The sequence below is a fragment of the Arenimonas metalli CF5-1 genome, assembly GCF_000747155.1.
In the GTDB taxonomy this organism is placed as follows: Bacteria; Pseudomonadota; Gammaproteobacteria; order Xanthomonadales; family Xanthomonadaceae; genus Arenimonas; species Arenimonas metalli.
Genome location: NZ_AVCK01000027.1, coordinates 25,113 through 37,486 on the forward strand (window position 1 = coordinate 25,113; position 12,374 = coordinate 37,486).

At 70.9% G+C, this 12,374-nt stretch carries 15 protein-coding genes and 1 pseudogene; 11 read left to right on the top strand and 5 right to left on the bottom strand.

Annotated elements, in window-relative coordinates; genetic code table 11:
• Window positions 1–159 precede the first annotated feature (159 nt).
• The 7 genes from purH (at window position 160) to N787_RS09665 (ending at window position 6,851) form a co-directional block, all read left to right on the top strand.
• Entirely contained in the window at window positions 160–1,728 is a 1,569-nt protein-coding gene (purH, locus tag N787_RS09635; protein WP_034213155.1) for a bifunctional phosphoribosylaminoimidazolecarboxamide formyltransferase/IMP cyclohydrolase, read from the top strand.
• A 9-nt stretch (window positions 1,729–1,737) separates the two neighbouring features.
• Window positions 1,738–2,241, top strand: coding sequence for a hypothetical protein (locus tag N787_RS09640; protein WP_156968975.1), 504 nt, complete (start codon window positions 1,738–1,740; stop codon window positions 2,239–2,241).
• Between the two features lie 28 nt (window positions 2,242–2,269).
• Window positions 2,270–3,559, top strand: coding sequence for a phosphoribosylamine--glycine ligase (gene purD / locus N787_RS09645; protein WP_034213160.1), 1,290 nt, complete (start codon window positions 2,270–2,272; stop codon window positions 3,557–3,559).
• Between the two features lie 42 nt (window positions 3,560–3,601).
• Window positions 3,602–5,521, top strand: coding sequence for an MFS transporter (locus N787_RS09650; RefSeq protein ID WP_034213162.1), 1,920 nt, complete (start codon window positions 3,602–3,604; stop codon window positions 5,519–5,521).
• A gap of 248 nt (window positions 5,522–5,769) precedes the next feature.
• The gene (locus N787_RS09655) at window positions 5,770–6,054 is read left to right on the top strand and encodes a CD225/dispanin family protein (protein ID WP_034213193.1); all 285 of its coding nucleotides are present in this window, start codon (window positions 5,770–5,772) and stop codon (window positions 6,052–6,054) included.
• Window positions 6,055–6,070: 16 nt separating this feature from the next.
• Complete coding sequence (locus N787_RS09660; protein WP_084590740.1) at window positions 6,071–6,436, top strand: CD225/dispanin family protein; 366 nt, start codon at window positions 6,071–6,073, stop codon at window positions 6,434–6,436.
• The gene (locus tag N787_RS09665) at window positions 6,423–6,851 is read left to right on the top strand and encodes a DUF2752 domain-containing protein (protein WP_034213164.1); all 429 of its coding nucleotides are present in this window, start codon (window positions 6,423–6,425) and stop codon (window positions 6,849–6,851) included. The genes N787_RS09660 and N787_RS09665 overlap by 14 nt, the downstream gene beginning before the upstream one ends.
• A gap of 4 nt (window positions 6,852–6,855) precedes the next feature.
• Here N787_RS09665 and N787_RS09670 read toward each other — a convergent pair whose 3' ends face one another.
• Window positions 6,856–7,737, bottom strand: a complete 882-nt coding sequence (locus N787_RS09670; protein ID WP_034213167.1) for a hypothetical protein — start codon at window positions 7,735–7,737, stop codon at window positions 6,856–6,858.
• 168 nt (window positions 7,738–7,905) lie between these two features.
• Between N787_RS09670 and N787_RS09675 the strand changes: the two genes are divergently transcribed.
• Together N787_RS09675 and N787_RS14720 are read left to right on the top strand one after the other, a co-directional pair.
• The gene (locus N787_RS09675) at window positions 7,906–8,184 is read left to right on the top strand and encodes a BrnT family toxin (protein ID WP_034213169.1); all 279 of its coding nucleotides are present in this window, start codon (window positions 7,906–7,908) and stop codon (window positions 8,182–8,184) included.
• Window positions 8,168–8,476 (top strand): BrnA antitoxin family protein, encoded by a 309-nt coding sequence (locus N787_RS14720; RefSeq protein ID WP_211252153.1) that lies wholly within the window; start codon window positions 8,168–8,170, stop codon window positions 8,474–8,476. The genes N787_RS09675 and N787_RS14720 overlap by 17 nt, the downstream gene beginning before the upstream one ends.
• 37 nt (window positions 8,477–8,513) lie before the next feature.
• Here the strand turns inward: N787_RS14720 and nudC are convergent, their stop codons facing one another.
• From nudC to N787_RS09700, 4 genes are read right to left on the bottom strand one after another with little or no spacing between them, the layout of a single operon-like run.
• Window positions 8,514–9,422, bottom strand: a complete 909-nt coding sequence (gene nudC, locus N787_RS09685) for an NAD(+) diphosphatase (protein ID WP_052575344.1) — start codon at window positions 9,420–9,422, stop codon at window positions 8,514–8,516.
• Window positions 9,423–9,439: 17 nt separating this feature from the next.
• On the bottom strand, window positions 9,440–9,799 hold the full coding sequence (gene erpA, locus N787_RS09690; RefSeq protein ID WP_034213171.1) for an iron-sulfur cluster insertion protein ErpA: 360 nt from the start codon (window positions 9,797–9,799) through the stop codon (window positions 9,440–9,442).
• 41 nt (window positions 9,800–9,840) lie between these two features.
• On the bottom strand, window positions 9,841–10,293 hold the full coding sequence (locus N787_RS09695) for a bactofilin family protein (RefSeq protein ID WP_034213174.1): 453 nt from the start codon (window positions 10,291–10,293) through the stop codon (window positions 9,841–9,843).
• Between the two features lies 1 nt (window position 10,294).
• Complete coding sequence (locus N787_RS09700) at window positions 10,295–11,026, bottom strand: DUF6776 family protein (protein WP_034213176.1); 732 nt, start codon at window positions 11,024–11,026, stop codon at window positions 10,295–10,297.
• Window positions 11,027–11,131: 105 nt separating this feature from the next.
• Here N787_RS09700 and N787_RS09705 point away from each other — a divergent pair, with 105 nt between their 5' ends.
• Both N787_RS09705 and N787_RS09710 read left to right on the top strand, forming a co-directional pair.
• Entirely contained in the window at window positions 11,132–11,731 is a 600-nt protein-coding gene (locus N787_RS09705) for a DUF4126 domain-containing protein (protein ID WP_034213178.1), read from the top strand.
• 117 nt (window positions 11,732–11,848) lie between these two features.
• Window positions 11,849–12,374: pseudogene (locus N787_RS09710) on the top strand (hypothetical protein); the annotation flags it as partial.

The following is a 12,374-nucleotide window of genomic DNA, read 5'->3' on the forward strand; positions in this document are numbered from 1 at the left end:
ATAGAGCCCATTGGGTTTTGTTCTCTGGAAGCGCCTGCGCGACCGGGCATTGAGGAATTGCCTGCATTTACCGGCTCTTATCTGTGTTCATCTGTGTTCATCCGTGGCTAAAACCGCTCTTCACCCCGGTATAATCGCGGCTTCCCCACGAGGTGCCCGATGACCGCCGAACGCCAACCCGTCCGCCGCGCGCTGCTTTCCGTTTCCGACAAGACCGGCGTGGTCGAACTGGCCCGCGGGCTGGCCGCGCTGGGCGTCGAGCTGCTCTCCACCGGCGGCACCGCCAAGGCGCTGCGCGAGGCCGGGCTGGCGGTGCGTGATGTCAGCGAAGTCACCGGATTCCCTGAAATCATGGACGGCCGGGTCAAGACCCTGCACCCGAAGATCCACGGCGGCCTGCTCGGCCGCGAGGGCGTGGACGACGCGGTGATGGCCGAACACGGCATCGCGCCGATCGACCTGCTGGTGGTGAACCTCTACCCGTTCGCGCAGACGGTCGCCAAGCCCGGCTGCAGCTACGACGACGCCATCGAGAACATCGACATCGGCGGCCCGGCGATGCTGCGCGCCACCGCCAAGAACCACGCGCGCACCAGCGTGCTGGTCGATCCGTCCGATTACGACGCCTTCCTCGACGCGCTCAAGGCCGGCGGCAGCACCCCGGCGATGCGCCGCGCGTTCGCGGCCAAGGCGTACGCGCACACCGCCGCCTACGACGGCCAGATCGCGCAGTGGCTGTCGCCACGCGCCGAGGACCCGGCGCAGCCGGAAGCCTGGCCCAAGACCTTCCACGCTTCGCTGCAGCTGGCCTCGGCCCTGCGCTACGGCGAAAACCCGCACCAGCGCGGCGCGCTCTACGTCGAGGCCAACGCACCGCAGGGCATCGTCGCCACCGCGCGCTTCCTGCAGGGCAAGGAGCTGAGCTACAACAACCTGGCCGACGCCGACGCCGCGCTCGAATGCGTCAAGGCCTTCGACGCGCCCGCCTGCGTCATCGTCAAGCACGCCAACCCCTGCGGCGTCGCCGTGGCGGCCAACCTGATGGACGCCTACGACCGCGCCTTCGCTGTGGACCCGACCTCGGCCTTCGGCGGCATCATTGCCTTCAACCGCGAACTCGACGCCGCCACCGCCGCCGAGATCCTCAAGCGCCAGTTCGTCGAAGTGGTGATCGCGCCGTCGATCGCCGCCGACGCGCTGCCGCATTTCGCCAAGAAGGCCAATGTGCGGGTGCTGGCCTGCGGCGAGCTTCGCGTGGCGCCGGGCCTGGAATACAAGCGCATCGCCGGCGGCCTGCTGGTGCAGGATGCCGACACCGACGCGCTCGGCGCCGCCGACCTGAAGATCGTCAGCAAGATCGCGCCCACCGACGCCCAGCTGCGCGACCTGCTGTTCGCGTGGAAGGTGGCGATGTACGTGAAGTCCAACGCCATCGTGTACGCGAAGGACCTGCAGACGGTGGGCATCGGCGCCGGCCAGATGAGCCGCGTGGTCAGCGCGAAGATCGCCGGACTCAAGGCCGAGGAAGCCGGGCTGGTGGTGCCGGGCTCGGTGATGGCCTCCGACGCCTTCTTCCCGTTCCGCGACGGCATCGATGCCGCCGCGGCCGCCGGCATCGCCGCGGTGATCCAGCCGGGCGGCTCGATGCGCGACGGCGAAGTCATCGCCGCCGCCGACGAGCACGGCATGGCGATGGTGTTCACCGGCCGCCGCCACTTCCGCCACTGAGGCCCCGCCATGAAGACCGCCAGCCCGCCGCCCGCCTCCCCCGCTCCGCCGCCGGGACCGGCGCGGACCGGGTTGGCGCTGGGCCTGGCCGGCCTCGGGCTCGCGGTCATCGCCCTGCTGGTGTGGCTGGTCGTGCGCACGCCGGCCCCGGTGCTGCCGCCGGTCGATCCGGTGCACGCAATCGCCGCCGACCTCGTGCGCCAGCACAACGCCAGCCTCCCGCGCGACCTCGGCGATGGCCTGGTGCTGGAGCGCATGAGCGTCGAAGGCCGCACCGTGCTGATGATCCTGCGCAGCCAGGGCATGACCCTGGCCGAGGCGGCGCGCAACCCGGAGCTGTTCCAGCGCGTCCGCGAGGCGGAGCAGGCCCGGCTGCTGGCCTACTGCTCGGAGCGCGATTTCCGCCTCGTGCTGGACGAAGGCGTGGTGCTGACGCGCCGCTTCATCGACCGCGACGACCAGCGCTTCTTCGATGTCTCGCTGGCCGCGGCGGACTGCCGCCCGAACACCTGACCGTCCGCAACGCTTCCGGAGTCCCTGCATGAAAGTCCTCGTCATTGGTTCCGGCGGCCGCGAGCACGCCCTGGCCTGGAAGCTGGCGCAGTCGCCGCGCGTGAGCGAGGTGCTGGTCGCGCCCGGCAACGCCGGCACCGCCACCGAGGCGCGCTGCCGCAACGTGCCGGTGAAGGCCACCGACATCGACGCGCTGCTGCAGCTGGCCGCCGACGAGAACGTGGGCGTCACCGTGGTCGGCCCCGAGGCGCCGCTGGTGAAGGGCGTGGTCGATGCCTTCCGCGCCGCGGGCCGCCGCATCTTCGGGCCCACGGCCGCCGCCGCGCAGCTCGAGGGCAGCAAGGCCTACGCCAAGGATTTCCTGGCGCGCCACCGCATCCCCACCGCCTACTACGGCGTGTTCGAGGACAGCGCACTGGCGCTGCAGCACGTGCGCGACCACGGCGCGCCGATCGTGATCAAGGCCGACGGCCTGGCCGCCGGCAAGGGCGTGGTGGTGGCGATGACCGTGGCCGAAGCCGAGGCCGCCATCATCGACATGCTCGAGGACGAAGCCTTCGGCGACGCCGGCGCGCGCGTGGTGATCGAGGAGTTCCTCGAGGGCGAGGAAGCCAGCTTCATCTCGATGGTGGACGGCCGCACCGCGCTGCCCATGGCCACCTCGCAGGACCACAAGCGCGTGGGCGACGGCGACACCGGCCCGAACACCGGCGGCATGGGTGCGTATTCGCCGGCGCCCGTCGTAACGCCCGAAGTGCACGCCCGCGTGATGCGCGAAGTGGTGGAACCGACCGTGCGCGGCATGATCGCCGACGGCATCCCGTTCACCGGCTTCCTCTACGCCGGCCTGATGATCACGCCCGACGGCGCGCCCAAGGTGATCGAGTTCAACGTGCGCTTCGGCGACCCGGAAACGCAGCCCGTGATGCTGCGCCTGCGCAGCGACCTGCTCGACCTGGTGGAGGCCGCGATCGATGGCCGCCTCGACGACGTGCAGGCCGACTGGGACCCGCGCCCGAGCCTGGGCGTGGTGATGGCCGCCGAAAACTACCCCGGCACGCCGCGCACCGGCGACGCCATCGCGGGGCTGGGCACCGACCCGGGCCGCGACGCCAAGGTCTTCCACGCCAGCACCGAGCTGCGCAACGGCGTGGTGGTCACCACCGGCGGCCGCGTGCTCTGCGCCTGCGCGCTCGGCGACACCGTCGCACAGGCACAGCAGCGCGCCTACGCCGCCGCCGACAACATCCACTGGGAAGGCGCCTTCTACCGCACCGACATCGGCTGGCGCGCCATCGAGCGCGAGCGCCACGGCTGATTGCAGGGGTCTGGTAGGCTGCGGGCAATCTCCGGGGGACCCATGGCCCACAACCAGTTCGAGCTGCTGCGGCAGCGGCGCTTCCTGCCCTACTTCGTCACCCAGTCGCTCGGGGCGTTCAACGACAACGTTTACCGGCAGGCGATCATCGGGCTGCTGTTCTACCTCGGCATCGACCTCGAGCAGCGGTCGCTGTACACGAACCTGGCGCCGGCGCTGTTCATCCTTCCCTACTTCCTGTTCTCGGGCCTGGCCGGGCAGATCGCGGAAAAGCTGGAGAAGTCGAAGCTGGTGCGGATCACCACGGTGATGGAGATCGGCATCATGTCGATCGCCGGCGTGGGTTTCGTGCTGGAGAGCCTGCCGGTGCTGCTGGTCGCGCTGTTCCTGACCGGCCTGCAGTCCACCCTGTTCGGGCCGGTGAAGTACTCGATCCTGCCCAGCGTGCTCAAGCCCGAGGAACTGACCGGCGGCAACGGCCTGGTCGAGATGGGCACCGCGATGTCGATCCTGCTGGGCATGATCTTCGGCGGCATGATCTTCGTGATCGCCGGCGAGCACGGGCCGGAGGCCGCCGCCTTCGCCATCGTCGCGCTGGCGATCACCGGCAACCTGGTCAGCCGCGCCATTCCGCGGGTCGAGGCCTCGGCGCCGGACCTGAAGATCAACTGGAACCCGTTCCCGGAATCGCTCAAGGCCCTGCGCCTGACGCGCCGCACGCCCGCCGTGCGCAATGCGGTGCTCGGCGTGTCCTGGTTCTGGTTCGTGGGTACCGTGCTCACGGCACAGCTGCCAACCTACGCCGAGCTGCACCTGGGCGGCGGCAGCACGCTGTACCTGTTCTGCTTCGTGCTGTTCTCGGTCGGCACGGGCGTCGGCTCGCTGCTGTGCGAGAAGCTGTCGCGGCGCACGGTCGAGATCGGCCTGGTGCCGCTGGGCGCGTTCGGCATGACGGCGTTCTGCGTGGACCTGTACTTCGCGCGGCCGGGCCTGGCCGTCGAGTCCGGGATGGGCGTGGCGGCTTTCGTCAACGCGGCGGGCAGCTGGCGCATCATGGCCGACCTCACCCTGATCGGCCTGTTCGCCGGCCTGTTCATCGTGCCGCTGTTCGCGCTGGTGCAGAGCCGCACGCCGAAGGAAGAGCTGTCGCGCGTCATCTCCGGGCTGAACATCCAGAACGCGTTCTTCATCGTGACCGCATCGATCCTGTCCATCGGGCTGCAGATGGAGCAGGTCGACGTACTGGGGCTCGTGATTCCGCTGCCGGGCATGGGCATCCCCGAGCTCTTCCTGGCGCTGGGTATCGCCAACGCGCTCGTCGCCATCCTGATCTTCTCGATCGTGCCCGAGTTCTTCCTGCGCTTCATCGCCTGGATGTACGTGACGCTGTTCTACCGCGTGCGCATCGCCGGCGTGGAGGACCACGTGCCCGACGAAGGCGCCGCGCTGCTGGTCTGCAACCACGTCAGCTACATGGACCCGGTGCTGATCAGCGCCGCGGTGCCGCGGCCGATCCGCTTCGTCATGTACTACAAGATCTTTCGCGTTCCGGGCATGAACTGGGTGTTCCGCGCCTATCGCGCGATCCCGATCGCGGGCGCCAAGGAAGACCCGGAGGTGATGGAGGCGGCGTTCGAGGAAATCCGCGCGGCGCTCGATGCCGGCGAGCTGGTCTGCATCTTCCCGGAAGGCGCGCTGACCAAGGACGGCGAGATCGCGCCCTTCCGCGGCGGCGTCGAGCGCATCCTGGCCACGCACCCGGTGCCGGTGGTGCCGATGGCCCTGACCGGCCTGTGGGACAGCATGTGGAGCAAGCGCGATTCGCGCCTGGGCCGCCTGCGCGTGCCGCGGCGGCTGCGCGCGGGCGTCGCCGTGCTGGCCACGCCGGCCGTGCCCGGCGAAACCGCGACGGCCGCCTCGCTCGAGGCCAAGGTGCGGGAAATGCGCGGCAGCCACCGCTGACGCGAGCCGGCGGCAGCGCGGCATGGACCCCTCAGGGCGCGGCACTCGAAGTGCGTCATTGACCGCGCCGGGCGCGCCGCCCCAAGCGCGGCATTGACCGCGCAGCCGGCCACCCGCTAGGGTTCTTCACATCAGCACGCCGCGGCGGCCCGCCGCGGATCCAGGGGAATTCCATGTACTGCCAGAACTGCGGCCAGAGCAATCCGGCCAGCGCCGTCCAATGCGGCGCCTGCGGCGTCACGCTCGCCATCGCCACTCCGCCGCCGCCGGCGCCGCGGCCCTATGTTCCGAATCACCTGGTCTGGGCGATCCTGGCCACGCTGTTCTGCTGCCTTCCGGGCGGCATCGTCGCGATCGTCTACGCCGCGCGCGTGGACGGCAAAGTGTCCGCGGGCGATATCGCCGGTGCGCGCAGCGATTCCGACAACGCCAAGCTGTGGTCGCTGATCTCGATCGGCATCCCGCTCGCGTTCGGCGTGCTGTGGCTGCTGTTCGTGATGTTCGCGGCCATGACCGGCGCGATGGCCGGCTGATTCCAAGGAGAACCCCATGTATTGCCAGAACTGCGGCCAGAGCAACCCCGCCGAGAACACCCAGTGCGTCGCCTGCGGCGTCACCCTCGCGATCGCCGCGCCGCCGCCGGCGCCGCCGGCCGCATCGCTCCCGCACGTGGAGAACAACCTGGTCTGGGCCATCCTGGCCACGCTGTGCTGCTGCGTCCCCACCGGCATCGTGGCGATCGTCTATGCGGCGCGCGTCGACAACAAGCGGGCGTCCGGCGACCTGCAGGGCGCCATCGAGGACGCCAACAACGCCAAGCTCTGGAGCTGGGTGTCGTTCGGCCTCGGCCTGGTGTTCTCGCTGATCTACATCGCCCTGAGCGTGACCGGCGCCATCGCGGATGGCAGCTACTGATCCCAGGCCGGGGTGGCCGGCGGGGCGCTGGCTCGCGCTGGCGCTGGCGGGCGGCGCGATTTCGGCCATCGCCCTGCTGCTCGCGTTCGACCCGAATGCCGCCGGCAATCCGCTGCCGCCCTGCCCTTCGCAGTGGCTGACCGGCCTGTACTGCCCCGGCTGCGGCGCCACGCGCATGCTGCACGCGCTGATCCACGGTGATCTGCCCACCGCGCTGGCGATGAACCCGCTGCTGCTGGTCGCGCTGCCGCTGATGCCATTCCTGCTGCTCGAACCGCTGGGCTTCGCACCGGAATCCTGGAAGCCCGCACTGCGCCGCCTCGGCGACGCGCGCCCGTGGGCTGTCGTAGTGATCGCCTACGCCATCACCCGCAACCTGCCGTGGTGGCCCTTCAGCTGGCTCGCGCCCGGCTGATTACTCAAGTCGCCCAGCCGGCGAGCACGAACAGCGCCAGCAGGCCCAGCCACAGCAGCAGGATGCGCCAGACCAGGCTCATCGCGTCGCGCAGTTCGAGCAGGTCGGGCGCCTGGGCGGGGCCGTCCACCGCGTAGGCGTCCTCCTCGGCGAGCTCGCTGGCGACGCTGGCGCGCGCGGCGGCGTCGAGGAAGCCGAGGTCCAGGCGCACGCCGTTCGCGTGCCAGTCGCGCCACGCGCTCAGCACCTTGTCGAAGTCGGCGGCCAGCGCCAGCGCGAAGGTCATCAGCTGCGCCACCGGCCAGTTCAGCACCGCCAGCGTGGTGCGGGCGACGCCGCGCTGCGCTTCGGGCAGGCTGCGGCGGGCCTCGCCCTGCGCGCACAGCGAGATCAGGCGGTAGCCCAGCGCGCCCACCGCGCCCGCCACCACGAACCAGAACAGCACGCCGAACCAGCGCCACAGCGCGCAGTGGAACACCGCCGCGACCAGGGTCGGGCCTTCCACCACCGGCTCGCCGCCCTCCGGGAACAGCGCCGCCGCGGCGGCGCGACGGGCCTCGGGGCCGCGCGCTTCGATCACCGCTTCGACGTCGAGGTTGAGGTCGCGCGGACCCCAGGTGTAGAGCAGCGCCAGCAGCGCGACGAAAAAGGCCGGCAGCCCGTACCAGAGGTCGTCGATCAGGAACTGCAGCGCACCCACCCCCAGCAGCGGCAGGCCCACCGCCAGCAGCAGGCCGATGCGGTTGGGCCACTCGTCGCCGCTGGTCTGCCTGCCCAGCCAGTGCAGCCAGCCGATGAACCAGTCGTAGCGCCGCAGCAGCGGCAGCGACGGCACCAGGTGGCCGAGCAGGAGGGACACGACGACGGCGATGAGCGCGGCGGACATGGCCGGATTCTAGCCGTGATTGCGCCCGTTATCGCTCTTCCCCCGCGCGGTTCTCCTACAGCCGCCGGACGGTGCGGTCGCCGACGCTGATCCGCCCGGGTGGGAGGGTCAATCGTCCTGCCAGGGGTTCCGCCAGCCAACTATATGCATATATGCATACATCGGCGTATGATCGAATTCGACCCCGACAAAGCGCGCCTGAACCGCCTCAAGCACGGCATCGACTTCACCGACGTCGAGCCCGTTTTCTTTGATCCGCGCGCGTTCACTACCGACCGGCCATGGCCGACGCCGCGCGGCACGGAGTTGAGGCACATCACCACCGGCACGGATGCGCTGGGCCGCGTGGTCACGGTCGTATGGACGCGGCGAGGGACCAACCTGCGGCTGATTTCGGCCCGGCGTCCCCGCGAGGACGAGAGGAAGCACTATGAAGAAGTCGGTTGAGGACAGCGGGATGCGGCACGACTTCGAGCGGGCGCGCCGCGGTGCGGTGCTGCCCTCGCCGGGGAAGACGCGCGTCACCATGTTCCTGGACAACGACGTGCTCGCCCAGTTTCGAGCAACGGCGACTCGCAACGGGCGTGGCTACCAGACCGAGATCAACGCCTTCCTGCGCAAGGCGCTGACGGGCCAGGCCGCGCCGAATACCGATGCCCCCGCGAAGGCCACAGGCGGCCAGCGACTGGTCGGAGTCGCAGGGGCGGCGGCCCGCCGCAAGACGTCGAAAGGCGAATAGCCAAAGGAACCCGCCAGAAGGATTTCGCCGTGCCGCGTCAGCCCGCCGGCGCCGCCTCGCGGCGGGCGCGGGCCTGGAGCCGCCACTCGTCGATCAGCCAGCGCGAGATCGACAGCACCGGCGAGAGCTTGACCTCGCCGGTGGCGACTGCGCTATCGAGTTCGTCGGCCGAGAACCAGCGCGCCTGCTCGAGCTCGTCGCTCACCGAAGGCTCCAGCGGCAGGCCCTGGGCCTGGAAGCCGATCATCAGCGCGGCCGGGAACGGCCAGGGCTGCGAGGCGGCGTACTGGCACTCGAGCACCGGGATGCCGGCCTCTTCCATCACCTCGCGGGCCACGGCCTGCTCCAGCGATTCACCCGGCTCGACGAAACCGGCCAGCACCGACCAGCGACCCTTCGGCCAGCTGGCCTGGCGGCCGAGCAGCAGGCGCTCGCCGTCGGTGACCGCGACGATGATGGCGGGATCCGTGCGCGGGTAGTGTTCAAGCCCGCACTGCGCGCAGCGCGCGCACCAGCCGCCCTTGCCCAACGCCAGCGCGTGGCCGCAGCCGCCGCAGAACTTGTTGCGCTGCTGCCAGTGCAGCAGCGCGCGCGCTTCGGCCAGCGCGGCGGCCTCCAGGGCCGGCCATTCGGTGGCGGCGCTGCGCAGGTCCATCCGGCCGGGCAGCGGTTCGGGCAGGGACTCGTGCGGCAGCGCGAACCACGCGCCCTCTTCGCCCAGGCCCAGGAAGCTGGCCGCGTCGGGAAGTTCGCCCGCCAGTTCGGCGCCGATGCAGAAACCGCAGCCACCCGCGGCCTCCGGGAAGCGTGCGTTGCCGTCGGTGTCGACCACCAGCACGCGCGCCACGGTCCAGCGCGCGCGCAGGTCGTCGGGGCGTTCGCGCAGCAGTTCGGAGCGGTCGAGCCCGGGGCCGCGGAAGGCGTAGCCGGGCGGCGAGGAAGGCATCGGCCCGGACGCCGCGGTCAGGCGGAGAAGCTGCTGCCGCAGCCGCAGGTGGTCTTGGCGTTCGGATTGCGGATCACGAACTGCGCGCCCTGCAGGCTTTCGCGGTAGTCCACCTCGGCGCCCATCAGGTACTGCAGGCTGAGCGGATCGACCAGCAGGGTGACGCCGTCGCGCTGCAGGGCCAGGTCGTCCTCGCCCTGCTGCTCGTCGAACTCGAAGCCGTACTGGAAGCCGGAGCAGCCGCCGCCGGTGATGTACACGCGCAGCTTCAGGCCCGGGTTGCCCTCCTCGGCGATGAGGGAGGCGACCTTGGCGGCGGCCGCCGCGGTGAAGTCGAGCGGCGCGTCGAGCGTCTGGTAGCTGGGCGTGGTTTCCATGGCACCAAGATGGGCGTGCAGGCGCCCATTATCAAGGCAAATCAGGCTTCCTGCGCCTCGGCCTTGCCCTTCACGCGGCCACCGGCGGGCGCGGCCTCGGGGCCGGTGAGCTGGGCCAGCGGCGCGTCGGCGTGGATCAGGCGGCCGGTGATCATGGCGCCGGCGGCCATTTCGACCACCTTGTAGTGGATGTTGCCGTTCACCCGGGCGTTGGCGGCCAGCTCGATGCGCTCGCCGGCGTGGATGTCGCCGGTCATGCGGCCGCTGATGACCACCACCGGCGCGCGGACCTCGCCTTCGATGTGGCCGTCGTCGGCGATGGTCAGCACGGCGGCCGAGCCGTCCTCGGCGGTGACCTTGCCGTAAATGGTGCCCTCGACGTACAGGCCGCCGGTGAAGCCGACGTCGCCGCGGATGACCGCGCGCGGGCCGATCAGGGTTTCCACGGCGTGGCCGCCGTGGCGGGGGGATTTGTGCTTGTCGCTGCCGAACATCTCAATCTCCTCGGGGAACCGCGGCCGTCCAGGGGAAGGCCTGGTCCACGGTGCTTCCATCCGAGCGCAGTTGCACCCGGACGCGTTGGGGGGTGAAGCCCTCGGGCAGCATGATGCTGCCCTCGAGCTGCTGGAAATAGCGGAACGAGAACGCCTGTCCGGGTGCGCCCGGCTTCTGTACGAGGTCTTCCCAGCGCAGGGTCTGCAGCCGGCCGCCGCTGACGCCTTCCACCGACACCCGCGCCTCGCCCTTGCTGATGGCGCCGCGGTTGAGGTTCTGGGTCAGGGTGACGGTGTAGCGCCAGGTGCCGCCGGCCTCGGGCTCGAACACGGCCTCGTGCACCGACAGGCCCCGGCGCTGGCCGGTGGCGCCGACCAGGCGCTCGTAGAAGGCGACGTCGGCGCGCAGGCCGGACACTTCCTCCTCGCGCTCGGCCAGGCTGGCCTGCAGCTCGGTGTTGGCGCTGCGGCTGATCTGGTCGCTGCGGCGCAGGGTGGCCACGTTCTGGCGCAACTGCTTCACCAGGGCCTCGGCCTGGGTGGCGCGCTTGCTGGCGATGGCCAGCTCGGCCCGGGCCTTGGACAAGCCCGGCGCCGCCTGGTTGCTCGCCCAGTAGCCCACCGCCACCAGGCTGGCCACCCACAGCCCGCCCGCGACCGCCAGCAGCACCCGGGCATGGGGCCGGTGCGGGACGATGACGAAGCGGGGCTTGTCCGGGGCAGGCGAGCTCATCGGCGGGGACGTTCGGGGGGATCGGCAACATCGCTGGCCCGGTAAGCCAGCGTCAAGGCGCGGCCTCACTATACTGTGAACTGCGTCACCTTCCGGGAGCCCGCCATGACCGAAGCACACATCTTTGCCCTGGGCCTGGCCCTGGCCTGCCTGGCCGGCGTGCGCGCCTACCTCACCGTATTCGGCGTCGGCATCGCCGGGCTGATGGGCTGGGTGGACCTGCCCTCGGCGCTCGCCGTCACCACCTCGCCCTGGGTGCTGGGCACGGCCGGTGCGCTGGCAGTGGTCGAGTTCGGCGCCGACAAGATCCCGGGCGTGGACTCGGGCTGGGACCTGCTGCAGACCCTGGCCCGGATCCCGGCCGGCGCCTTCCTGGCCGCCGCCACCCTGTCCGACGATGGCCAGCTCGGCGCCGGCGCACTCGCGCTGGGCGCCACCGCCGCGCTGGGCACGCATGCGCTGAAGGCGACCACGCGCGCCGTCATCAATGCCTCGCCCGAACCGGTGTCGAACTGGACCGCATCGCTGGGCGAGGACGCCACCGCCCTGGGCGCGCTGGCGCTGGTGTTCGCGCATCCCTTCATCGCGCTGGGCCTGCTGCTGACCGTGATGGTGCTGGGCGCGCTGGTGGTGTTCGCGCTGGCCCGCTGGGTGTGGCGGCGCGGGCGCCGCCTGCTGCCGCAGGCGGATGCGAGCACCGCGTGAAAACCGCGCGGGCTGTCCGGTCATCCCCGGGCAGAGCGTTTGCCCCCCAGTGACCGCAGACACACTGACAGCCGCCACCCCCGGGGGCATAATCCAAGGCCAACCGGGGGCTTAGTGATGAATCCGCACGACGAGTCCAGACTCGCCGAACACCGCCACGCCTTCCTGCGCCTGCTGCCCCGGCGCGTCGAGGTCATGGGCCGCCGCCTGCATCGCTTCCTGCAGGACGGCTGGGACATCAACGGGCTGTCGCTGATGCACGACGACGCCCGCTTCCTCGGTGACGCCTGTGGCCGGCACGGGCTCGACGCCGCCAGCGGCCACTTCCAGCAGATGCACCAACTGCTAGGCGACACGCTGCAGCAGCAGGCCCTGCCCGACCCCAGCCTGGGCGAACGCCTCTGGCACCTGGTCGAAGACATCGGCGCCTCGGTGCCGATGAACACCGAACCGCTGCCCGATACCGGCGGCTCGCGCCAGGTCGACCACGGCGGCCGCGCCGAAACCCCGCCCGCGAACTACTGGCGCCGCTGGGGCGACGATGCCCCCATGGCCACGCTGGCGCAGCTGGCGCCCGAGCCCGCGCCCGAACCCCCGCCCGTCGCGGCGCCGCCCGCCCCCGTGCGTGCGCCCGCACCCGCCG

Bases quoted from the DNA above. Each gene is read 5' to 3' on its own strand.
- purH (WP_034213155.1), top strand. From the start codon at position 160: ATGACCGCCGAACGCCAACCCGTCCGCCGCGCGCTGCTTTCCGTTTCC.
- N787_RS09640 (WP_156968975.1), top strand. From the start codon at position 1,738: ATGAAGACCGCCAGCCCGCCGCCCGCCTCCCCCGCTCCGCCGCCGGGA.
- purD (WP_034213160.1), top strand. From the start codon at position 2,270: ATGAAAGTCCTCGTCATTGGTTCCGGCGGCCGCGAGCACGCCCTGGCC.
- N787_RS09650 (WP_034213162.1), top strand. From the start codon at position 3,602: ATGGCCCACAACCAGTTCGAGCTGCTGCGGCAGCGGCGCTTCCTGCCC.
- N787_RS09660 (WP_084590740.1), top strand. From the start codon at position 6,071: ATGTATTGCCAGAACTGCGGCCAGAGCAACCCCGCCGAGAACACCCAG.
- N787_RS09665 (WP_034213164.1), top strand. From the start codon at position 6,423: ATGGCAGCTACTGATCCCAGGCCGGGGTGGCCGGCGGGGCGCTGGCTC.
- N787_RS09670 (WP_034213167.1), bottom strand. From the start codon at position 7,737: ATGTCCGCCGCGCTCATCGCCGTCGTCGTGTCCCTCCTGCTCGGCCAC.
- N787_RS09675 (WP_034213169.1), top strand. From the start codon at position 7,906: ATGATCGAATTCGACCCCGACAAAGCGCGCCTGAACCGCCTCAAGCAC.
- N787_RS14720 (WP_211252153.1), top strand. From the start codon at position 8,168: ATGAAGAAGTCGGTTGAGGACAGCGGGATGCGGCACGACTTCGAGCGG.
- nudC (WP_052575344.1), bottom strand. From the start codon at position 9,422: ATGCCTTCCTCGCCGCCCGGCTACGCCTTCCGCGGCCCCGGGCTCGAC.
- erpA (WP_034213171.1), bottom strand. From the start codon at position 9,799: ATGGAAACCACGCCCAGCTACCAGACGCTCGACGCGCCGCTCGACTTC.
- N787_RS09695 (WP_034213174.1), bottom strand. From the start codon at position 10,293: ATGTTCGGCAGCGACAAGCACAAATCCCCCCGCCACGGCGGCCACGCC.
- N787_RS09700 (WP_034213176.1), bottom strand. From the start codon at position 11,026: ATGAGCTCGCCTGCCCCGGACAAGCCCCGCTTCGTCATCGTCCCGCAC.
- N787_RS09705 (WP_034213178.1), top strand. From the start codon at position 11,132: ATGACCGAAGCACACATCTTTGCCCTGGGCCTGGCCCTGGCCTGCCTG.